At 49.7% G+C, this 22,639-nt stretch carries 22 protein-coding genes; all 22 read left to right on the top strand.

The window, feature by feature from the left end; all coding sequences use genetic code 11:
• The first annotated feature begins 90 nt into the window (after nucleotides 1–90).
• The 22 genes from V3C10_02060 (at nucleotide 91) to V3C10_02165 (ending at nucleotide 22,492) form a co-directional block, all read left to right on the top strand.
• Nucleotides 91–1,134 carry an L-threonylcarbamoyladenylate synthase gene (locus V3C10_02060; protein ID WVP64560.1) on the top strand — a complete coding sequence of 348 codons (1,044 nt, stop codon included), beginning with the start codon at nucleotides 91–93 and terminating at the stop codon, nucleotides 1,132–1,134.
• Nucleotides 1,135–1,193: 59 nt separating this feature from the next.
• A complete protein-coding gene (locus V3C10_02065) occupies nucleotides 1,194–1,727 on the top strand; it encodes a dCMP deaminase family protein (protein WVP62625.1) in 534 nt (177 codons plus the stop codon).
• A gap of 1 nt (nucleotide 1,728) precedes the next feature.
• A complete protein-coding gene (locus tag V3C10_02070; GenBank protein WVP62626.1) occupies nucleotides 1,729–3,513 on the top strand; it encodes a B12-binding domain-containing radical SAM protein in 1,785 nt (594 codons plus the stop codon).
• 27 nt (nucleotides 3,514–3,540) lie between these two features.
• Nucleotides 3,541–4,224, top strand: a complete 684-nt coding sequence (nth, locus tag V3C10_02075; protein WVP62627.1) for an endonuclease III — start codon at nucleotides 3,541–3,543, stop codon at nucleotides 4,222–4,224.
• Between the two features lie 82 nt (nucleotides 4,225–4,306).
• Nucleotides 4,307–5,104, top strand: a complete 798-nt coding sequence (locus V3C10_02080; GenBank protein ID WVP64561.1) for a 3'-5' exonuclease — start codon at nucleotides 4,307–4,309, stop codon at nucleotides 5,102–5,104.
• A gap of 186 nt (nucleotides 5,105–5,290) precedes the next feature.
• On the top strand, nucleotides 5,291–6,838 hold the full coding sequence (locus V3C10_02085; protein WVP62628.1) for a VanW family protein: 1,548 nt from the start codon (nucleotides 5,291–5,293) through the stop codon (nucleotides 6,836–6,838).
• A complete protein-coding gene (locus V3C10_02090; GenBank protein WVP62629.1) occupies nucleotides 6,835–7,503 on the top strand; it encodes a hypothetical protein in 669 nt (222 codons plus the stop codon). Before V3C10_02085 ends, V3C10_02090 begins: the two co-directional genes overlap by 4 nt.
• A 13-nt stretch (nucleotides 7,504–7,516) precedes the next feature.
• Entirely contained in the window at nucleotides 7,517–7,999 is a 483-nt protein-coding gene (locus V3C10_02095; protein ID WVP62630.1) for an Lrp/AsnC family transcriptional regulator, read from the top strand.
• Nucleotides 7,996–9,171: an aminotransferase class I/II-fold pyridoxal phosphate-dependent enzyme gene (locus V3C10_02100; protein ID WVP62631.1), complete on the top strand. Its 1,176-nt coding sequence runs from the start codon at nucleotides 7,996–7,998 to the stop codon at nucleotides 9,169–9,171. The genes V3C10_02095 and V3C10_02100 overlap by 4 nt, the downstream gene beginning before the upstream one ends.
• A 2-nt stretch (nucleotides 9,172–9,173) precedes the next feature.
• Nucleotides 9,174–9,665 (top strand): tRNA (cytidine(34)-2'-O)-methyltransferase, encoded by a 492-nt coding sequence (locus V3C10_02105; protein WVP62632.1) that lies wholly within the window; start codon nucleotides 9,174–9,176, stop codon nucleotides 9,663–9,665.
• 117 nt (nucleotides 9,666–9,782) lie between these two features.
• Nucleotides 9,783–10,928 (top strand): N-acetylglucosamine-6-phosphate deacetylase, encoded by a 1,146-nt coding sequence (gene nagA, locus V3C10_02110; GenBank protein WVP62633.1) that lies wholly within the window; start codon nucleotides 9,783–9,785, stop codon nucleotides 10,926–10,928.
• 375 nt (nucleotides 10,929–11,303) lie between these two features.
• Nucleotides 11,304–11,768, top strand: coding sequence for a hypothetical protein (locus tag V3C10_02115; GenBank protein WVP62634.1), 465 nt, complete (start codon nucleotides 11,304–11,306; stop codon nucleotides 11,766–11,768).
• Nucleotides 11,755–13,629, top strand: coding sequence for a sigma 54-interacting transcriptional regulator (locus tag V3C10_02120; protein WVP62635.1), 1,875 nt, complete (start codon nucleotides 11,755–11,757; stop codon nucleotides 13,627–13,629). The genes V3C10_02115 and V3C10_02120 overlap by 14 nt, the downstream gene beginning before the upstream one ends.
• Before the next feature lie 316 nt (nucleotides 13,630–13,945).
• On the top strand, nucleotides 13,946–14,683 hold the full coding sequence (locus V3C10_02125) for a creatininase family protein (GenBank protein WVP62636.1): 738 nt from the start codon (nucleotides 13,946–13,948) through the stop codon (nucleotides 14,681–14,683).
• 92 nt (nucleotides 14,684–14,775) lie between these two features.
• Nucleotides 14,776–15,849: a TRAP transporter substrate-binding protein gene (locus V3C10_02130; protein WVP62637.1), complete on the top strand. Its 1,074-nt coding sequence runs from the start codon at nucleotides 14,776–14,778 to the stop codon at nucleotides 15,847–15,849.
• A gap of 21 nt (nucleotides 15,850–15,870) precedes the next feature.
• On the top strand, nucleotides 15,871–16,347 hold the full coding sequence (locus V3C10_02135) for a TRAP transporter small permease (protein WVP62638.1): 477 nt from the start codon (nucleotides 15,871–15,873) through the stop codon (nucleotides 16,345–16,347).
• Entirely contained in the window at nucleotides 16,344–17,630 is a 1,287-nt protein-coding gene (locus V3C10_02140) for a TRAP transporter large permease (protein ID WVP62639.1), read from the top strand. The genes V3C10_02135 and V3C10_02140 overlap by 4 nt, the downstream gene beginning before the upstream one ends.
• Nucleotides 17,631–17,664: 34 nt before the next feature.
• Nucleotides 17,665–18,477, top strand: a complete 813-nt coding sequence (locus V3C10_02145; GenBank protein WVP62640.1) for a carbon-nitrogen hydrolase family protein — start codon at nucleotides 17,665–17,667, stop codon at nucleotides 18,475–18,477.
• Nucleotides 18,478–18,621: 144 nt separating this feature from the next.
• A complete protein-coding gene (locus V3C10_02150) occupies nucleotides 18,622–19,518 on the top strand; it encodes a DMT family transporter (protein ID WVP62641.1) in 897 nt (298 codons plus the stop codon).
• 348 nt (nucleotides 19,519–19,866) lie between these two features.
• Entirely contained in the window at nucleotides 19,867–20,595 is a 729-nt protein-coding gene (locus V3C10_02155) for a response regulator (GenBank protein ID WVP62642.1), read from the top strand.
• Nucleotides 20,592–21,650 carry a sensor histidine kinase gene (locus V3C10_02160; protein ID WVP62643.1) on the top strand — a complete coding sequence of 353 codons (1,059 nt, stop codon included), beginning with the start codon at nucleotides 20,592–20,594 and terminating at the stop codon, nucleotides 21,648–21,650. Before V3C10_02155 ends, V3C10_02160 begins: the two co-directional genes overlap by 4 nt.
• A 98-nt stretch (nucleotides 21,651–21,748) precedes the next feature.
• Nucleotides 21,749–22,492 (top strand): GntR family transcriptional regulator, encoded by a 744-nt coding sequence (locus V3C10_02165; protein ID WVP62644.1) that lies wholly within the window; start codon nucleotides 21,749–21,751, stop codon nucleotides 22,490–22,492.
• The last annotated feature ends 147 nt before the right edge of the window (nucleotides 22,493–22,639 follow it).

Here is a 22,639-nt window from a genome sequence, read left to right on the forward strand (position 1 = left end):
TACCCGCCCATGTGCTATGATAAAAAACAAAAATATCAGTTTACATTTATATAGAAAGAAGACGCAGCAGTGAATACAAAAGTATTAAAAGTGTCAGATAAAGGAAATTTTACAGGCGAAGAGCTTGAATCCCTTAAAGAAGCGGCAGAAATATTGAAACACGGGGGACTTGTCGCGTTCCCGACGGAGACGGTGTACGGCCTGGGGGCCAATGCGCTGGATGAGAAGGCGGCCAGGAAAATATATGAGGCCAAGGGAAGACCCTCGGACAACCCTCTGATTGCCCATGTGGCGGATTTTGAGGGGATTGAGCCATTAGTCGGCCGGATACCGGAGATGGGGAGAAAGCTGGCTGAGGCATTCTGGCCGGGACCGATGACCCTTGTATTTCCCAAGAGTGCTCTTGTACCTCAGGGAACGACGGGAGGGCTTGATACGGTGGCAATACGGATGCCGTCCGATCCGGTGGCGAGAACGCTGATCCGGCTGGCCGGGGTGCCGGTGGCGGCTCCCAGCGCCAATACATCGGGGAGGCCGAGCCCGACGAGGGCGGAGCACGTTTATCAGGATATGGAAGGCCGGATTGAGATGATTATCGACGGCGGTCCTGTGGGGATCGGCGTGGAGTCCACAATTGTGGATGTGACGGAAGAGGTGCCGGTGCTTCTGAGGCCGGGTGCGGTGACCATGGAGATGCTTGAATCGGTGGTGGGGGAAGTCAGGGTCGATCCGGCGATTCTCGGTCCCGTAAGTCCGGATTTAAAGCCGAAGGCGCCCGGAATGAAATACAGGCATTATGCTCCCAATGCAGAGCTGACATTGGTTGAGGGGCCGCAGGACAGAGTGGTCTCTGAGATTAACCGCCTGGCGGCTGAAAAACTTTTCGAGGGATATAAGGTAGGGATTATCTGCACCGATGAGACGAGAGATTCATATCCTGCAGGAATGGTGAGGAGTATAGGCCAGAGGGCGAAAGAGGAGACGGTCGCCCATAATCTGTACGCCGTCCTCAGGGAATTTGATGATTTAGGGGCCCAGTATCTGTTTTCGGAAGGATTTCCGGCCGATCATCTGGGACAGGCGATTATGAACAGGCTCAACAAGGCTGCGGGATACCGGATCGTAAAGGTTTGACCGGAGACAGAACTGTAACCAATAATTAACATGAACTTTGGAGGACACGGGAGGTTATAATGGAAGAGAAGCAGGTAAAGATACGGGGAGGGCTGCATATGTCGGATAAGAGGAATGACTATATCACATGGGATGAATATTTTATGGGCGTAGCCAAGCTTTCCGCCATGAGGTCCAAGGATCCCAGCACACAGGTGGGAGCCTGCATTGTCAGCGACGATAATAAAATCCTGTCCATGGGATACAACGGCTTTCCGAAGGGATGCCCGGACGATGAATTCCCATGGGGAAAGGAACACGAGTCGGATGACCCCTACAATGCGAAATATTTTTACACCACCCACAGCGAGCTGAATGCAATCCTGAACTACAGAGGCGGCAGCTTGGAGGGCAGCAAGCTTTATGTGACGCTCTTCCCCTGCAACGAGTGTGCAAAGGCAATCATCCAGGCCGGAATCAAGACCCTGGTCTACGACAGCGACAAATACGGCAACACACCGGCGGTCCGCGCATCCAAGCGCATGCTGGATTCGGCAGGAGTCAGATATTACCAGTATAACCAAACGGGAAGAAAGATAGAGGTTTCATTATAAAATGAAATTTTTACTGGTGGCAATCAATGCAAAATATATCCATTCCAATCTGGGAATCTACAGCCTTATCAAGTATGCGCAGGACATGTTTGCGGACAGGAAAGCGCGGGGGGAAGAGTTTCCGGAAATACAGATAGAGATGGGGGAGTATACCATCAACCATCAGATGGAATGGATATTACAGGATATTTACAGACGCAGTCCAGATGTGGTGGGGTTTTCCTGCTACATCTGGAATATTCTTTATGTGAAGGAACTTGTCAGGGATTTGAAAAAGGTGCTGCCGCAGGTGCAGATCTGGCTCGGCGGCCCGGAGGTTTCCTACGATGCGGAAGCGGTCCTCAGGGAACTGCCCGAGGTGAAGGGAATTATGGCGGGCGAGGGGGAAGAGACCTTTTATCATCTGGTGGAGCAGTATATGGCGGAAGAACACCCGGCCTTTCTGTCCGCGCAGCCGGGACTGATCTTCAGGAAAAAGGACGGCGGCATTCATACCGGGACGCCTGCTCCCCTGATGGATTTGAGCCGGATTCCCTTTTCCTACGGGAGCCTTGAAGGGCTGGAACACAGGATTATTTACTATGAGAGCAGCCGGGGCTGTCCTTTTTCATGCAGTTACTGTCTTTCCTCCATTGACAAGACGGTGCGGTTCCGTGATCTGGACCTGGTGAAGAAGGAACTTTCCTTTTTTCTGGACAGGCGCGTGCCCCAGGTGAAATTTGTGGACAGGACGTTTAACTGTAAGAAAAGCCATTCCATGGAGATCTGGAAATTTATATTGGAGCATGACAACGGGGTGACGAACTTTCATTTTGAGATATCGGCGGACCTTCTGGATGAGGATGAGATGGCGCTGATGGAACGGATGAGGCCGGGATTAATCCAGCTTGAAATCGGCGTCCAGACCACGAACCCCGATACCATCCGGGAGATTCGGAGGAAGATGGATCTCGTGAAACTGGAAAACAACGTGCGCCGGGTCAACAGCTTCCGTAATATCCACCAGCATCTCGATTTGATTGCAGGACTGCCTTATGAGGACTATGAGAGTTTCAGAAAGTCATTTAACGATGTATACCGCATGGAGCCGGAGCAGCTTCAGCTGGGATTTCTGAAGGTGCTGAAGGGCTCTTATATGGAGAAGATGGCCGGGGAATACGGCCTGCTTTATAAGTCACAGCCTCCCTACGAGGTACTTTCCACCCGATGGCTCAGTTATGGTGATGTAATCAGGTTAAAAGGCGTGGAAGAGATGGTGGAGGTTCACTACAACAGCGGACAGTTCAGAACGGTTCTGAAGGAACTTGTGAAGGAATTTGACGAACCTTTTGATCTGTTCCAGGCGCTTGCGGAGTACTATGAGGAAAACCGGATGACCGGAATCAGCCACAGCCGCCTGGCCCGCTATGAGATTCTGTTCCGTTTTATCTATGAAAATGTCCCGGATATTCAGAACGGGAACAAGGCGGAACGGTACCGTGATCTTTTGATGTACGACCTCTACCTCAGGGAAAATGTGAAGAGCCGCCCCTCATTTGCAAGGGAACAGTCACCATTTAAGGAGGCTGTAAAGCAGTTTTTCATCGGCGAGGCGAAATGTCCTTTTCTTTTGAAAGGATATGAGGAGTATGATTCCAGGCAGATTAGCAAGATGGCCCATGCCGAAGGGATGGGAGACGGCAGCGTGGTTCTGTTCGACTATAAAAACAGGGATGCCCTGCTGGGGAACGCCAGAGCGTTCAGGCTGGTCATGAAAGACGGCGCCCTTATACCGTCAGAAATTTGACAAACTAAACTACACAGGAGGTAACCGATGCCGAGGGAGACAAAGGCACAGAGGGATGAGCGGGTCCGGAGGATCCTGGAACTGCTTGATCAGGAATACGGGACAGACTACCGCTGTTACTTAAACCATGAGACACCGTGGCAGCTTTTGATTGCGGTGATTATGAGCGCTCAGTGCACCGATGCCAGGGTGAATATTGTAACGGCAGATTTGTTTAAAAAATACGACACACTGGAGAAATTTGCAAACGCCGATTTAAAGGAGCTGGAAAAAGACATTCACTCCATCGGTTTTTACCATATGAAGGCGAAAAACATTATCGCCTGCTGTAAATCGCTGGTCGAAGACTTTGGCGGAGAAGTTCCGAGAACCATAGAAGAGCTCACTTCCCTCGCCGGAGTGGGGAGAAAAACCGCCAATGTAATCAGGGGAAATATTTACGATGAACCAAGCATTGTGGTGGACACCCATGTAAAGCGGATTTCCAGGAAACTGGGACTGACAAAAGAGGAGGAGCCGGAAAAGATTGAATATGATCTGATGAAAGTTCTGCCAAAAGAGCACTGGATTTTGTGGAATATTCAAATTATCACGCTGGGCAGGAGCATCTGCATTGCCAGAAGCCCCAAATGCAGCGAGTGCTTCCTGAGAGAGAACTGCCCCGGCGCTGAGACAGAAAAGGTTAAAAAGAGCCGGAAAAGCACAAAATAACAGTTCAGGAAATGTTATTTTTAAATAATGAGAGAAAGCAGGAATAAATTTGGAAGAATCTGCACACATAATAAGGGAAGAAATGAATTCCAGGGAGCAGACGGCCGGAGATCTCTGCGGCGGTCCGGATACTTACGTGGCGGTCGATCTGGAGACAACCGGTCTGGATCCGAAACACGATAAAATCATCGAGATTGGCGCCGCCCTTGTTTCGGGAGGCGAAGTCTTGAAGACGTTTTCCTCCCTCGTCAATCCGAGGAGGCAACTGGAGGAACGGATCGAGGAGCTGACCGGCATCACCATGGATATGGTGGCCGATGCGCCGGATATCGATGAAGTGATTGGCCGTATTGTGGAGTTTTGCGGAGACCTTCCACTTCTGGGGCATCATATTATCTTCGATTACAGCTTTTTGAAACGGGCCGCCGTCAATCAGGGGCTGCCTTTTGAAAAAAGCGGGATCGATACACTGACCCTCTGCAGACGGTTTATGCCGGAGGAGGAGAGGAAGAATCTGGGCAATGCCAGCCTTTATTACGGAGTAAAACAGGAGGGCGCCCACCGCGCCATGGCGGATGCCCTGACGGCCCATTTACTGTACCAGGCCGTCAAAAAAATACATTTTTCCACAATGCCGGAGGCATTTTCCTGTAAACCTTTGCTATATAAGGTAAAAAAAGAGCAGCCGGCGACAAAAAAGCAAAAAGAAGTCTTGCGGGATTTACTAAAATATCATAGAATAAACGTATCTGCGCAGATAGACTACCTCTCCCGGAACGAAGTTTCGAGGATGACGGATAAAATTATCTCACAGTATGGAAGAATAAAAAGAGGTGATAAGGAATGTTTAACTTCAGTGATAAAAGGACAAGGAAAGTAGTATCTTCCATTGTTATTATCGTTATAGTTCTCGCAATGGTAGGTGGAACTATACTCGCCGGTTTATCAATGGCAATGTAAACCGCACATTTCGACAGGACGCGGGAGTGCGTCATGAGTGTTATGCGGTGAACAGTCTGTACCGGACAAATCTTACCGCAATCGTTATTGGAATAGGGGCATATATATGAAAAAGAATTTTTGGATCGCCGGCGCAGCGGCCTGTTTGCTGGCAGCCGGGGTACTTCTGTTCCCGCCGGAAACGGCTGCCGCGGGCACGCTTCCAGCCGGCATCAGAGTGGGGAACTTTGAACTGACCGGTATGACCGGGGAAGAAGCGGATCAGAAGATTGAGGAATATGTAGAAGAAATGTCGGACCAGGAGATTACTCTGACGATCGACGGGAATGAGATTACCACGACGGCGGAAGAACTGGGATTTTCCTGGACCAATAAAGAGGAGATTGAAGAAGCGGCCGAGAAATACGCCGGCGGCAACCTGCTGGAAAGATACTTAAATCTTAAGAGCCTTGAGAAACAGCCGCTCAAGCTGGAAGTTGAGACCTCTGTGGACGCCGCAAAAGTGGCGGAATTTGTCGAAAGCAGATGCAGCGCCTTTGTAAGGGAAGCAAAGGATGCCGAGATCACGAGGGTGGACGGTGCGTTCCAGATCACGGATTCCGTGGTCGGCCTGGCTGTGGATGTGGATGCGACGAAGAAAGCGCTCGATGAGGCGCTGAAAGGCGGGCTGAACAGTCCTGTGACGGTGGCGGCGGTTGTAACCGAGACCCAGCCGGCGAGAAAGTCGGAAGATCTGGCCATGATCCAGGATGTGCTTGGAACATTCAGCACCAATTTCAGCACAGGCAATATTTCAAGATCCAAAAACCTGGCAAACGGCTCGTCAAAGATCAACGGCGTCGTACTGATGCCGGGAGAAGAATTCTCCGCCTATAATCTTTTGACGCCATTCACCATCGCCAACGGATACGCGGCTGCCGGTTCCTATGAGAACGGCCGTGTAGTTGATTCAATCGGCGGAGGCTCCTGCCAGCTCTGCACAACAATGTACAATGCGGCGCTTCAGGCCGAGATGGAGATTACGGACAGGCAGAACCATTCCATGCTCGTAGCATATGTGAAACCGTCTCAGGACGCCGCCATTGCCGGAACCATTAAGGATCTGAAGTTTAAAAACCCATACGACACGCCTGTTTATATCGAAGGCGGCGTAAGCGGCGGCACCTTGACATTTACAATCTATGGAAAAGAGACAAGACCGGCTAACCGCGAGGTGAAATACGTGTCGGAGACTCTGGGTACATCGGACCCGGGAGCGCCTACAATTAAGGTGGATCCGTCCCTGAGGCCGGGAGCAAAAGTTCTTGAGCAGTCTGCTCACAGAGGACTCCGCTCCAGATTATGGAAATATGTTTATGTCGACGGAGTGGAGACAGAAAAAGAGATCCTCCACACCGATAACTATATGGCATCAAAAGCAATTTACCGTGTAGGCCCTGAGGCGCCTGTGATCGCACCGGTTGTACCGACAACACCGGAGCAGCCGGCTGTGCCTGCCGAGACCCAGGCTCCGCCTTCCGGTCCGGCCTCCGACGGCCCTGCTTCCGAGATCGCGGCTCCGCCGGCAGCGGAACCGGCTCCGGCCCCAGCGGCAGATCCGGCTCCGGCGCCTGCAGCAGATCCGGCGCCGCCGGCCCCGGATGCGGGAGCATGATGATGAGAGCGGGAATGACGGCAGTGACCGGTGTTATGGAAGCCGGGCAGGATCTGGTAGCTGCAGGGTACATAGCGCTAAAAGGTACGTCTGTAATTGCCGCTGAAAGAGAAGAAGAACTGCTTGCACGCTTTACAAGGCAATACGTAAAGCGCTGCCAGAGCCTATATGAAATCCGGGGACTGTTTCAGCTCCCCGGTATTTCAGCTTCGGAAACAACGGAAGGTTTTGCAGCCCAGGTTTTTGAAAGCGCAGGAGCCGCGTCCTGGTGTCTGGCCGGAGAAGGCGGAATCATGACGGCGCTGTGGGATTATTTTGACGGATACGGACTGGGATTTGAGATGGAACTGCGCAGACTCCCAATCCTGCAGGAGACGGTGGAGGTCTGCGAGGTGTTCGACGTAAATCCCTACAGGCTGCAATCGGAGGGGTGTGCACTCCTCACGGCCGCAAACGGCGGCGCTCTGGTTAGCAGACTGGAGAAAAAGGGAATCCATGCGGTAGTGCTCGGGAGGACGCAGACAGGAATTAAAAGGCAGATTTATAACGGTGAAATACAGACATTCCTGGATCGGCCTAAACCCGATGAACTATATAAAGTGACTGTCCGCAGCACGGAGAAGGGCGAAAGCGCCGTGGAGGGCAGTGAAACGAAACTCAATTAACAGGAGGTAAACTATGAGAGAAAGAATTTTAGCGGTCATTGAAAAAAACAGCAGGATCAGCGTTAAAGAGCTGGCGGATTTATTAGGTGAGAATGAAGCCGCGGTCGCGGCCGAGATCGCTGAGATGGAGAGTGAGCATGTCATCTGTGGTTACCATACCCTGATTAATTGGGATAATACAGATGAAGAGAAGGTGATTGCTCTCATCGAGGTGAAGGTTACGCCTCAGCGCGAGATGGGATTTGACAAGATCGCAGAGAGAATCTACCAGTACAGCGAAGTGAAATCTGTATATCTTATGTCCGGCGGTTATGATTTTACCGTGATGCTTGAGGCGAAGACCATGAGGGCGGTAGCCCAGTTTGTAGCTGAAAAACTGTCTACAATTGACTCTGTGCTCAGCACGGCTACCCATTTTGTACTTAAAAAATATAAAGACCATGGCACCGTACTCTGCGACGGGCCCCAGGATGAAAGGATGATGATCGTACCGTGAGAAACCCCTTATCAGATACAATAGTGGATATTCCGCCTTCCGGGATCCGCAAGTTTTTTGACGTAGTAAGTGAGATGAAGGGAGCAATCTCCCTTGGTGTGGGAGAGCCTGATTTTGACACTCCCTGGCACGTCCGCGAGGAGGGGATTTACTCCCTCGAGAAAGGACGTACCTTCTATACCTCCAATGCGGGCCTGAAAGAGCTGAAGATGGAGATCTGTAATTACCTGAAGCGCCGCATGCATGTGGAGTATGATTTTAATAAAGAGGTGCTTGTAACCGTAGGCGGCAGCGAGGCCATCGATATTGCCCTGCGCGCCATGTTAAATCCGGGAGAGGAAGTTCTGATCCCCCAGCCCAGCTATGTTTCCTATGTACCATGTGCCACGCTGGCCGGCGGTAAACCGGTCGTAATCGAACTGGAGGAAAAAGATCAGTTTAAGTTAACCAAAGAAAAGCTGCTGGAGAAGATTACACCAAATACAAAGGTGCTGATCCTTCCGTTCCCGAACAACCCTACGGGCGCTATCATGGAGAGGGAAGACCTGGAGGAGATTGCCAAAGTAATCGAGGAGAAGGACATTTTTGTCATCAGTGATGAGCTGTATGCCGAGCTGACCTATAAGGGAGAGCACGTATCCATCGCCGCAATCCCGGGCATGCGGGAGAGGACCGTTCTGATCAACGGATTTTCCAAGGCTTATGCCATGACGGGATGGAGGATCGGTTATGCTGCGGCACCTGAGATCATTCTGACCCAGATGTTGAAAATTCACCAGTTTGCCATCATGTGCGCTCCGACTACCAGCCAGTATGCGGCGGTGGAGGCTCTGAAGAATGGCGATGAAGACATTGCCAGGATGAAGAAAGCCTATGACGAGAGAAGAAAATATCTGATGCGCGCCTTTAAGGATCTGGGCATGGACTGTTTCGAACCATACGGCGCATTCTATATGTTCCCATGTATTAAGCGGTTTGGAATGACTTCCGACGAGTTTGCCAACAGGCTTTTGCAGGAGGAGAAGATTGCCATCGTTCCGGGAACCGCATTCGGTGACTGCGGCGAGGGATATCTGCGTGTATCCTATGCGTATTCCCTGGAAGACCTTCAGAAGGCGATTGCGCGTATCCGGCGCTTCGTAGACAGACTGGACGGAAAGGCGGCGCAGTAACAGTGAATATTGTTTTATATGAGCCTGAGATGCCGATGAATACGGGCAATATCGGCAGGAGCTGCGTGGCGACCAATACGCGGCTCCATCTGATTGAGCCGCTTGGATTCCGTCTCAGTGATAAAGAGATCAAGAGGGCGGGGCTGGATTACTGGCCCCATCTTGATGTGACGGTTTACAGTGATTATAAGGATTTCCTGGACCGCAATCCGGGAGCGAAGATTTACATGGCTACGACGAAAGCGCCGAATGTGTATTCCGATGTGAAATATGAACCGGACTGCTATATCATGTTTGGACCGGAGAGCCGGGGAATCCCGGAGGACATTCTGGTGGAGAACCAGGAGACTTGTGTCAGGATTCCGATGTGGGGAGAAACACGTTCCCTGAACCTGTCCAATTCTGTGGCGATAATCCTTTACGAGGCGCTGAGGCAGAATGGATTTGAGCAGATGACCATGGAAGGCCACCTGAGGAATTTTGACTGGAAATAAAGAACATTTCCGCCGGATACAAAGAATATTCCCACCGGATATAAAGAACATTCCCACCGGAAACCGGGGGAAAATAAAACTATCGTTTTACCATAGTAGAACACAGGAGGCAAGGATATGATTATACAGAGTGAAAGAGTCTGGGTGGCGGGGCAGTTTGCGCCGCTGCAGCTGGAAGTTCAGTCGGGTGTGATTCAGGGGATCCTGCCATATGGGACTCAGGAAGCGGATGAGGATTACGGCACAGACCGTATTGTCCCCGGCTTCATTGACGTACACACACACGGAGCCTACGGTTTTGACACAAATGACGCCGAACCGGCAGGCCTCAGGGACTGGGTCAGGAGAGTGCCGGAGGAGGGCGTGACGGCAATTCTGCCCACCACCGTTACCCAGATGCCGGAAATTCTTACGGCCGCCTTAAAGAATGTGGCTGAGGTGATGGAAGAAGGCTATGAGGGCGCCGAAATTCTGGGAATTCACTTTGAAGGGCCTTACCTGGATATGGAATATAAAGGAGCCCAGCCTCCGGAGGCAATTGCAGTTCCCTCCGCCGAGCAGTTCCGCGAATACCAGAAGGCGGCAAAGGGGATGATACGCTATATCACCCTGGCGCCGGAACACGATGAGGGACTGGCTTTGACTAAATATTGTGCCAAGACGGGTGTTGTTGTCAGTATTGGCCATTCTTCGGCAACATATGAGGAGGCCGTACTGGCTATTGCAAACGGAGCGACATCCATGACCCATGTATATAACGGAATGACGCCGTTTAACCACAGGGCTCCGGGCCTCGCAGGCGCGGCTCTGCGTATCCGGGATATCTACGGTGAAATTATCTGTGACGGCTGTCACTCCCATCTGGCTGCACTGAATAATTACTTTACGGCCAAGGGAAGAGATTTTGCCATCATGATCACGGACTCCCTCCGCGTAAAATCATGTGAGCCGGGAGGACGCTATGACTTGGGCGGACATGCAATTGAAGTGGGAAAAGACGGCCTGGCAAGGCTGAAAGAATCCGGAACAATCGCCGGAAGCACCCTGAAGATGAACCGGGGGCTGAAACTCCTTGTGGAAGAAGCCATGGTGCCGTTTGACGCCGCGCTCAACTCCTGCACGGTCAATCCGGCCAGATGCCTTCGGGTGGACGACAGAAAGGGCAGACTGGCAACGGGGTATGATGCGGATCTGGTGGTTCTTGGCGACGGTTACGAGGTGGTTCAGACGTACTGCAGAGGCGAAAAGCAGTTGTTGGGCTGATGCGGTGTGTAAACGGACAGCGGAAACAGGAAAAGTCAGATTACAACATAGATAGACTACAAATATTAAGCATGCGGTTAAATTCAGGATTCATAAGGAGAATTTAGCCGCATGTTTTTACTATTCTCAGGAAGTCCGGTTGAGTGGTAACTCCGGTCCATGGAGGCAGCTTAGTTAAGACACCAATAGGCCTGTAATTGCCGGTTAACTTTGTGTCTCCATCTGGATATGCATTGAGAACGAGGCGTGGATATGGTAACATGTAAGTATAACTATTGGAAAATAAGTGTATTTTGATGGAAGTCAAACGAAGGAACCCGTAAGACATATTATGGTTCAGTGATAGTTTATTTCGAGGAGACAGGAGGAAAGCGGATGGAAATAACCGGACTTCAGATTGTATTCATACTTAGTGCATTGACGGAATGGATTTTCACCGAATCGACGGAGATTATGCGTGGATATCTGGCTGAGGGATGGGAAATGCCGGCCGGGCTGGCGTGTGCAAGATTTGTGGGTGTCGTTGGCATCCTGTTTGCTTATTACATCGGCGGACGCCTGATTTACCGAAAAAAGTCTGGTGGCTCCCGGGTGATTGTAGTGCGCAGAGGAGGAGTCCTGTGGGCTTTTCTTTTCTATGTCCCATATCTTGCCTATAGCTTTGCGGGAAATATGCTCTATCTGTTTAAGGGGAAGGGACGCGCAGAAGGAGTGGTGTTTTTTCTCATAAATCTGCTGGTGTTTATCTGGCTGGGCGTGAAGCTATATAAAATGCCCAGGGAGCGGAAGGAAGCAAAAGAAGAAATGGAAACGGAGACGGAATCGGATGAGACTTACTGATATCAAGGACTATTTAAATACACTGTTGGCGTCATTTTCGGCAGTTTTGGATCTGGAACTTACGATTTTGAGTTCGGATCCCCTGGAACGTGTTGCCGCAACGGGGGTCTGGTATCAATCGGATCTTGTCTGCTATGAGAATAACCGCCTCATTCCACAGTGGCAGAACAGTTACACGATGAAGGTGATTGAGACGGGGATGCCGATTGTCGCAATTGATACAAAAGAGTTTGTGTTTGCGTTTCCCAATATGAGGAAAAATGTGGACAGCCGCTTTTATTCAGTCCTGGCTTATCCCATCAACACGAGAGAGAAACTGGAGGGCGTGATTGTCATTGCTTCTTTCGACGAAGAGCAGCACCGGATAGTCGTGGAAAAAGAACAGCAGCTCATGGCTTATCTTGAGAAAATATCGGATCTGATTTCAAGCAAACTGGAGCAGGAGATGCTGATGGAGCAGATGCAGATCATGAACAATCAGCTGACCTCCGTCGTCGAGGCAATGGAGGACGGGATCCTTTTATACTCGCCGACGGCAGGGATTTCCCAAAGTAACATGTATGTGCAGAAGTATCTCCATTTTAACGATCCCGAACTGAAGGAAGCGCTGCTGTCGGAGGTGATATCGGTGGCGTCCCGGACGACCGAGGAGCGGCCGAATCTGGTTCAGGAAATACATAAAAATATAGACGGTTTCCAGTATCTGCTCCAGGTAAAGACGAAATTTATCCGCGACAGCGAGGGAAGCGTTCTCTGCATAATTAATCCGTTCTCCCAGATCCAGAACAGCATTACGCAGAATGAGAGGGAGGGGCTGGGAGTAGCGGAGAAACTTATTTTTTCCGGAAAGAAGATGCGGACGCTGGTCAATCAGGCCAAAATTGCGGCACAGCATGCGTCTAATGTTCTGATTACAGGAGAAAGCGGAACCGGAAAGGAAATGTTCGCCCGTCTGATCCATTCTGAGAGTCCCAGAAAGGCCCATCCCTTTGTGGCAATGAACTGCGCGGCGATTCCGGAATCCTTAATGGAAAGTGAATTGTTCGGATATGAGGAGGGCGCCTTTACCGGGGCGAGGAAGGGCGGAAAGATTGGGAAAATCCAGCTGGCAAACCACGGCACCTTTTTCCTGGATGAGATTGGAGACATGCCTCTGTATCTCCAGGCAAAGCTGCTCCGTGTCCTCAGTGAGAGAAAGGTGGACCGCATTGGAAGCAGTTCCAGCTCTCTGATCAATGTGGATGTGAGAATTATTGCCGCGACAAACCGGAATCTGGAAGAGATGATTGAGAGGAAGGAATTCAGGGAGGATTTATATTACCGCCTGAATGTTGTGCCGCTCCACCTTCCGCCGCTGCGGGAACGCCCGGATGATATTCCGTTTTTGATTCGGCATTTTATAGTAAAATATAATAAAATCCTTGAAAAGGAGATACGGGCGGCCTCGGCTTCGGTCATGGAAAAGATGGTAAATTACCAATGGCCCGGCAACGTCAGGGAACTGGAAAACAGTATAGAATACATGATGACGTTTGAAAAAAGCCCGGTGCTGTCCCTGGAAGTACTTCCTCAGAAAATCAGCGGTCTCAATAATGAGACTTCACAGAATTCGGAGCATCCCGAGGAAAATATGGCCTGCCTGCCGCTGAAATCGAGTATCCGTATCAGGGAACAGGAAATACTGAAAAATTATGCGGCCCGCTATGGGGGACACCCCACCAAGGAACAGGTGCGGGAGATTTGCAGATGTCTGGAAATCAGTGTGGCGTCGTATTATCGGAAAATTGGAGGCGGGAGCGAAGGAGAAACGGTGGCCGAGACGGGAACCGGGATTGAGAACACAATTGTAACAACGCAATAAAGAAGGCCGGAACATCTGACAGACGGATGTTCCGGCCTTCTTTTGCTGAAAACAGATAAAGAGACTTGATATTATCAGTTAAAATAGTCTCAAATATAAGAATCTATGTGTGCGGCAGTCTTAAAATTGAGACTATATTTGCCGGCCAATCAAGAAGATAATGAGGCGATTTGGAGTAATTGCATAATAATAGTGGATGTGACTTTTGGATTTATAGTGCATATTTTACAATAATATTCTCCCTCGACAGAGTTGGCATGTGAATTGCTTTATTCAGGGTAGTAACTAAATAAGTTATATTCTGAAAGGAGAAAGTATGATGCAGTACAAATTAAGAGACATGTCATGGAGTGAATTTGCAGAGAGAAGCAAAACGGCAAAAACAATTATTCTTCCGTCGGGTGCCTGTGAGGTTTATGGCCCACATAACCCGTTAGGGGCAGACATATTGGTTGCAAAGAAGATGTCGGAAATGCTGGCGGAGCGTATAAACGGAATTGTTGGTCCCTGCCTGGAGGTAGGACAGTCCAAGAGCCTCACTTCCTTCCCGGGAACGATCGCAATTTCAGCGGAGACTCTGAAGGCCGTATACAGCGAGATGGTGGCAGAGTTTGTACGCCTCGGTTTTAAGAGCTTTTTCATTGTGAACAATCACCTTCACAACACCCAGCCGTTAAATGAGGTTCTGGAAGACGCCAGAATCAGATATGGCATCAAGTACGCACAGGTGGGTGTATGGCAGTATCTTCCGGCCGTCTCCGATAAAACCGGAATGTGGGATACACCGGCTCCCCATGCACATGCAAGCGAGGCGCAGACCTCTGTCCTGATGTACTTATACCCGGAACTGGTGGACATGTCCAAGGCCCCGAATACTCCAATGATGTTTGATGATAAATGGCCGGCAATTATGAAGAGCGTTCCATATTGCAGCATGACCGACACGGGAACACTCGGCAACGCGCAGGTTGCCACTGCCGAAAAGGGCAGGGAGGCCGTGGAATTGATGCTGAACGAGATGGAAGACTGTGTGAAAAATTATCTTGAAAAGTAAAAAATGAATGGATAGGTCCCTGAATCGGGACTCAAAGTTTGGTCAGTTAAAATACGGTTTGGGGATTTTCCCTGAAAAAAGGAGAAATTGATATGAAAAAAATACTTTCTATCGCATTAATGGCAGCATGTGCAGTAAATCTCTGTGCATGCGGAAGCAGCAGCGCCCCTGCTCAGACAACCCAGGCGGCGGCAGTTCCACAGGCGGAAAAATCCGGTGAAAGCGCGGCAGCAGACGGAAAAAGCTATGATAAGGTTTCTTTAAAGCTCAGCTATGCAACGGGTGATACAGGGATGGACGGTCTTACCGCAATTGAATTTGAGCGTCTGGTTGAGGAGAAGAGCGGCGGACAGGTGCAGATTGACCGTTTCCCCAACTGCCAGTTAAGCGGCGGAGATATGGTGCGCCATGTAGAAATGATGATATCAGGCGGAGCATTCGAGCTTGCCATTATCAGTGAGAACTCTTTCTCCGATGTGGATCAGACCTTCCAGGTAACTTCGATCCCGTTTACTTTTGCAAACTATGATCAGGCATGGGAAAAGGCCGATTCCACCGGAGGCGAATTCAGTAAAAATCTGTTTTCCAAATATGGCGTTGTATATTTAAGCACGTTCCCCAACGGTATTATGCAGTTTGCAAATAATAAGCGCGAGCTTCATACACCGGCCGATATGGTGAATTTAAAGATGCGTACTTACGGTGATCTTCAGATGTCCCTGATGCGTTCTCTCGGCGCGGATCCGACGCAGTTAAGCTGGTCCGAACTTTACTCTGCGTTACAGACCGGCGCGGTAGACGGAAACATGAACGGTTATCAGACATTGTACTCCGGTTCCATGCACGAGGTACAGCCATACATAACCGAGGTCAATGCAACACTTGGACTTTATGATTTCCTTGCAAACCAGGCTGCATGGGAGAAACTGAGCCCGGATACACAGGCTCTCCTCCAGGAGTGCGCAACCGAAGCGGCAAAGTGGGGACGCGATTATATGAGTAAGACGGAGGCGGAGGTCAAACAGGCCATGATTGACTATGGCGTAAACATTTATGTTCCGACCGCAGAAGAGTTAGAGGCATTCAAAGAGGGCGCCGCTCCGACCATCGAAGAGTACAAAAAGATCGTTGGACCGGAAGCATGCACAGCCTGGGGAGTTGAATAAAAAATAGATGAAGGGGACTCTATGAAAAAAAATTCAATTAATTTTGAATCGGTTATTACTACGATTGTAATGCTTACCATGCTTACATTAGTTTTCTTGGGCGTCATTTCCCGATATGTGCTCCACTTTTCATTTTCTTTTACAGAAGAGCTTGTCTGCGCGATGTTTGTTCTGCTTTCCACAATGGGAGGCGCACTGGCAAGTAAAGAGAACAGCCATTATACACTGGATCTGATTACCGGGATGATGAAGCCGGGAATGAAGAGAGTATTTTTAATCATAGATACGGGGCTTACCTGCGTAGCGGCTGCCGTATTGATGTATACGGGGATTACTATGGTACAGAGCCAGATGAAGATTGGCAGCCTGTCGATTGCCCTTAAGATTCCAAACTGGGTATATGGTTCTTTTGTACCCCTTGGCCTGGCTTTTATTCTGTTCCGCAGCATTCAGTTTATGGTCAGGGTATATAAAAATACAGAGGAGGAAGAGAAATGACAGCAGTAATTATGCTGGGGGTATTCTCCCTCTGCGTTATCATCGGCGCGCCGATTGGAACGGCCATGTGCCTTTCCAGCGTTTCCGCGCTGCTTACGTCGGGAATGGGCCTTTCTATGGTACCGTTCAACTACTATGCATCAATCAGCAAATTCCTGCTCCTTGCCATTCCGTTTTTTATCTTAGCGGGAAACATCATGGAAAAAGCCGGAATTTCCACCAAGCTGATTACATTTGCCCAGTCTTTTGTCGGACATATTAACGGAGGGCTGGCTCTGGTATGCGTACTGGTAGCCTGTTTCTTCGCGGCGATTTCCGGTTCGGGTCCCGCCACGGTGGCGGCTCTCGGCGGAATCATTATTCCGGCTATGACGGCCGTCGGATACTCGAAGGGGGATGCATCGGCGCTGATGGCCACGGCCGGAGGCATTGGAATTATCATACCGCCGTCGATTTCCTTTGTTGTTTACAGCTCTATTGCGAATGTATCGGTGGGCACATTGTTCATGGCTGGTATTATTCCCGGACTTTTAATGGGATTTTCCCTGTTTGCGGCCTCCATGTGGGTGACGCGTAAAAGCAGTCTCCTGCGCGCTCCGAAAGCAAGTGCGGCGGAACGCTGGAAAGCATTTAAGGATGCGTTCTGGGGACTGATGATGCCCGTTATCATCCTGGGCGGAATTTACGGCGGAATCTTTACACCGACCGAAGCCGCCGCCGTTGCGGCAGTATATGGCCTTTTAGTCGGAGTATTTATCTACAGGACACTGCGGGTTAAAGAATTAGTGGCAATCGTTGTGGATTCAGGAAAGCAGACCGGCGCGGTTATGTGGACGGTCGGCAATGCGGCTTTAATGAGCTGGGTGCTGTCGGTTTCTGGTATTTCCAATGCACTGTCCAATTTTGTTGTCCAGATTTCAGGAGGACACACTGTGATTTTCCTGATTGTTGTAAATATTGTTATACTGATTGCAGGATGCTTTATTGACGGCAATTCGATTATGTACATTTTCGTTCCGATTTTTCTGCCGGTTGCTTTACAGCTTGGCTATAACCCGGTGGTTCTCGGTGTTGTGCTGGTTATGAACGTTGCCATCGGTATGGTTACACCGCCGGTTGGCTGTAACCTGTATGTGGCCTGCGGCGTCTCAGGAATCCAGGTTAAAGATATTGTAAAACCGGTTATCCCGTACATAGTTGCAAGTGTCATTACGCTTTTATTAGTAACCTATATTCCTCAGATTACACTTTTTCTGCCCAGGATTCTGGGACAGATCAGTTAGCCTGAAACAAACATAATTTGAAAGGTGAGACTCTATGAAAAGTAAATTTGTTTTAGCCCAGCTTGAGCAGAAAGGGCTGCCGGAAGAAAACCTGGAAAACGCCAAAAAAGCGGTTGCCACGGCGAAGGAACTCTATCAGCCGGACATGATGATCTTCCCCGAATGCTTTATGAGCCATTTTCCTATGGGTACCGAGCGCGCAGTCTGCCTCGGGACCGCACAGACCCTGGATGGCCCTTTTGTAACAGAGATGAGAAAACTCGCCAAAGACAACGGACTCTGGATTATCTTTGGCATGAACGAGAAGGTGGAGGATCCGGAGGATGACCGCAATTATAATTGCACTGTGGTTATCGACGGTGAGGGTGAGATTATATCCACTTACAGGAAAACACATCTTTACGATGCGTTCGGTTTTAAGGAGTCGGATGATAACAAGCCGGGGGACAAGTTTTTTGAGCCGATTGACACCCCGTTCGGAAAAATTGGCCTCTTCGTATGCTATGAAGTGAGATTTCCGGAAGTTGCCCGCTACCAGCGTTCAAAAGGTGCGGATATCATCATCATGCCGACCGCATGGGTGCCGGGGCCGTTAAAGAGTTCCCAGTTCCGCACGCTGATTTCCGCGAGGGCGATCGAGAACACTGTTTATATGGTGGCCTGCGATCAGGTCGGTGCGAACGGCATGGGAGAGAGTGTCGTGGTTGACCCGATGGGCGTTGTGGTTGCAAGCGCCGGCGAGGTGGAGACTCTGATTTGCGCCGAGATTGATTCGGAGCGAATTGAGCAGGTAAGGGCAAAATTACCGGCTTATAAGGACCGCCGTCCGGAGCTTTATACAATCTGATCCGGAAACGGCCGGGCTAATGAATGGAAGGTGCTTCTGATTATCGGGAAGCACCTTTTCTCAACATGACTGAATTTCCGAATTTTCCTATTATGTTATTTAAGGAAAGGTTAAAATTGGGAAAAAAGAGTGGGGGGAAAAAGAATGGGATACTTATTTGCGATTGGTTCCGCGGTATTGTACGGTACTATGCCGTTTCTTGCGAAGGAAATTTTCGCCTGCGGAGGGACGGAACTGACGGTGGTTGCATTGCGTTTTCTGTTTGCAGCACCGATAGTATTTTTGATTGTCCGTATAATGAAGATACCTTTGAAAATTACGCTGGTTGAGTTCGGAAAATTGTTTCTTTTAGCACAGGGATATGTTCTGACTAATATACTTCTGTGTTTTTCTTATAATTATATTTCATCCGGTATGGCGACAACAATCCATTTTATCTATCCGGCTTTGGTCTTTTTTATTCATGTGTCAATTTTTTCTGAGAAGTTTGACCGGATTAAGTTGATATGCGCTGTTTTGGGACTGGCTGGAGTGTTCTGTTTTTATACTCCAGAAGAAGCGGCATCCGGAGTTGGTATGGTTTTGGCATTCTGTTCCGCGTGGACGTATGCATTCTACATTATATTTGATGAGAAAAGTGGGATGGCGCTCATGAATCCATATAAGCTTTGTTTTTACATTTCTGTGATTTGTGGCCTGGAGGCTTCCTTTTTTGCCGTTCTGCGGGATGAATTTGTTATAAAGCTTCCTTTTAAAGCATGGGGATTTGTCATAATTCTGGCATTGGGAGTTACCGTTCTTGCAATTGTATTAGCACAGGAAAGTTTAAAAAGAATCGGAGCGGAAAAAATTTCATTCCTTAGCACATTCGAGCCGATGACCAGCCTTGTTCTGGGGATTGCGCTGATGGGTGAAACGCTTAACTTCCGTACTGCCATAGGCATTACCTGTGTCCTCACTTCGGCGGTGCTGATTGTGATGGGGAAGGCAAACGGAAAAAGGCGTGAACAGGCAGTCGGGGCCAAGAGTGAGCAGAGCTGATTCTAGTGGGGAGCTGTGACGTGAGCTGATGGAGCGGAGAAGTAACCGGAGCTTCATACACGTTTTACAGCCCCTTATCAGCGGGAACAATTGATGCAGAACAAATAAAGAACAGCCCGAACGGCCCCGGCCGTGTGGGCTGTTCTTTGCTGCTGAACTATAGGGCGCTGCCGGGGATGGAGAGAATAATAATCTTCACTTTTCAGAACTCCCGGTTCCGGCCGGACATGTAATTGACAACCAATGAAAAACAACGATATAATCATAGCAGAGAATATATTTTTTACGGTACGGCCATGATGCATTCTAAGAGGCGCAAAGCGGCCGTGTGATGGGGGATGAGGGGAAATGCAGCGTACAATTATAGTAGTGGATGATGAGCCGATAATCCGCCTGGATTTATGCCAGATGCTGGAATCACTGGACTTTCATGTAGTGGCGGAGGGAGAGGATGGATTTGACGCCGTTGAGCTCTGCCGTCAGAAGCATCCCGATATGGTGCTTCTGGACTTGGAAATGCCGCTTTTTGACGGGCTGACGGCTGCGGAGACGATTATTGACGGGAATCTTGCAGGCTGTGTTGTTATCTGCACGGCTTTTGCAGACGAAGAATTTATTGCGAGGGCAGGACGCGCCGGCGTCTCTGGTTATCTGGTAAAGCCGATTGAGCCGAGGATGCTGAAACCGGCGCTGGAAGTGGCCTGGGCCCAGGGACAGCGGCTTTTAAAGACACGCGCGGAGGCGGAGGATGCCTGCCGGCGTCTGGAAGAGAATAAGATGATTGAGCAGGCCAAAGGAAAGCTTTCAAAGGAAAAGAAGATTTCCGAGTCGGATGCTTACCGTGAAATGCAGAAGGCTGCCATGCAGAAACGTGTACCAATCATTACAATTGCCAAAGCCGTTCTGGAGCGGGAGACGAGACGGGACGCAGCGGTGCGGGCCAAAGAATATCTGATGAAGCAGAAAAGGCTTACCGAACCGGAGGCGTACAGGCTGCTTTCACAGGAGGCAAATAGACGGAAGGTTTCGGTCAATGAAGCAGCCAGACAACTGTTGGAACAGGGAGGAATCACATGAACAGAGACGAGGTAATAAGCCGCGCACAGCTAAGCGAATCAGGTTTTCATAAGCTGGAGCAGATCGAGGCCGTTCTGCCGTTGATGGCCGATCTGGTAGGAGCTGATCTGTTTATAGACTGCGTGCAGCCCTCCGACGGCCGGATGTTCGTCGCGGCGCAGGCAGAACCGGGCCATATGCCCTCCTCCTACCAGAAAAGCGTGGTAGGCTGTTATGCCAAACGGGAGGATGAACCGGCTGTCTACCGCGCCATGGAGACGAATTCCCCGGTGCGTGATATCAAGGCCGTCACCCAGGAAGAGCGGACCGTGCGACAGGATGTGGTGCCAGTCTCGGATGAGGACGGCAGGTTTATCGGCGTGCTGATCGGCGAACGCGATGTGAGCCGCGATATAAGGCAGGAACAGAAGTATGAAGCGCTGGCGCGCAGGGTGGAAAAACAGGATCTCATCCAGGTGTCACCGGAGGATGCGGCCCGCCGTGAAGTCCATCACCGCATTAAAAACCATCTTCAGCTGATTGCGAGTATCATGAATATCCAGGCGCGCAAAACGGAGAGCGAGGAAGTGAGACAGGCCTTCCGGGAAAATACGGCCCGGGTCCTGAGCATTGCCTCGATTAATGAGCTTCTGACTTATGGAGAGAATGGCCCGGTGCCACTGAAGCCGTTCCTGGAAAAGCTCAGGCAGAATCTGGCTCTGCTCTATGATGCGGGGGCATCCGTAAGCCTTGTTCTGGAAGGAGACGACCTGACGGTGGATCAGGAGAAGGCAACCGATATCGCCCTGGTGGTCAACGAACTCGTCTCTAATGCCTATAAGCATGCGTTTACCGGGCTTGCGGGCGGCCGGATAAGAGTGATTATGAAAAAAGGGGAGATGTATTCCTCCATCACCGTGCAGGATGACGGCACCGGATTTGATTTTAACGGGGAGGACAGCTTCGGTTTCGGCATGTCCCTCGTCAGGATGACGGTCCGCGGCAAGCTGGGCGGCAAACTCTACCTCACATCGGACAAAGAGGGAACCTCTGCCACGTTTGATTTCCGGACCTGACAGATCGTTGATTGACAAGCAAAGGCGGGAAATAGTATAATAATCGTTACAGTTTCACTTAGGATAAACTGCAAACAAATGGGAAAAAGGGAGCGATTATGTTACCTGAAATTGATACAAAGATCGAGAGAATCGAAAAAAACGAGTTATACAGTTCTAAAATATATAATCAGCTCAAGCTTTTGATTATCACCGGTCAGATTAAGCCGGGAACGGTTATCAATGAGAGAGAATATTCAAAGCTGCTGGATGTCAGTAGGACACCTCTGCGCGACGCACTCCGTTCACTGGAAAATGAGGGGTGGATTGAACAGTCCGGAAAGAACCGTAAGATTGCGGTCCTTCTGTGGAGAGACATTCTGGAGTTATTCGAGATACGTGAACCTCTGGATATTCTGTGCTTTGAACTGGCTTTTCCAAAAGTGACACCGGCACATATTGCCCATCTTCGGAAAATTATCGAGGAGATGGATCTTTTTGCCGTGCGCAATGCCAATGATTACTACACCCTGATGAAGATGGACACCAATTTCCACAACTATTTTGCCCGTATTACCGGCAACAGCCAGCTGATTAAGATACAGGACAGCATCAGTGAGAAAGTAGTCCGTTCATCCGTGCTGAGCATGAAGTACAGTATGCACGGGGGAAGGAATTTTGCCGCCGATCACATCGGGATTTTGAACAGTGTGGAAGAGGGAGATCTGGAAAAGGGGAAGGAACTGCTCCATATCCACTACGGTTCCTGGAAGAAACGCCTTCTCGTCATACCGGAGCGCTTGAACTTTGATCCGCAGGACGGGGATGCGGAAATTAAAGAAGAGTTTATTAAAAGTAACTAAAGTTTTAGGGAATATTTTGTCAAAAATGGAGAAAAAGGATATTTTCTAAAACTTTAGTGGCAAAATAAATGAGAAGGGTATATAATGTGGTCAAACGGAAATTGAAATTTCCTTCTTTTATTTGACATATTTTTGGTATACCGAACA

This window comes from [Clostridium] symbiosum (assembly GCA_036419695.1).
GTDB lineage: Bacteria > Bacillota > Clostridia > Lachnospirales > Lachnospiraceae > Otoolea > Otoolea symbiosa_A.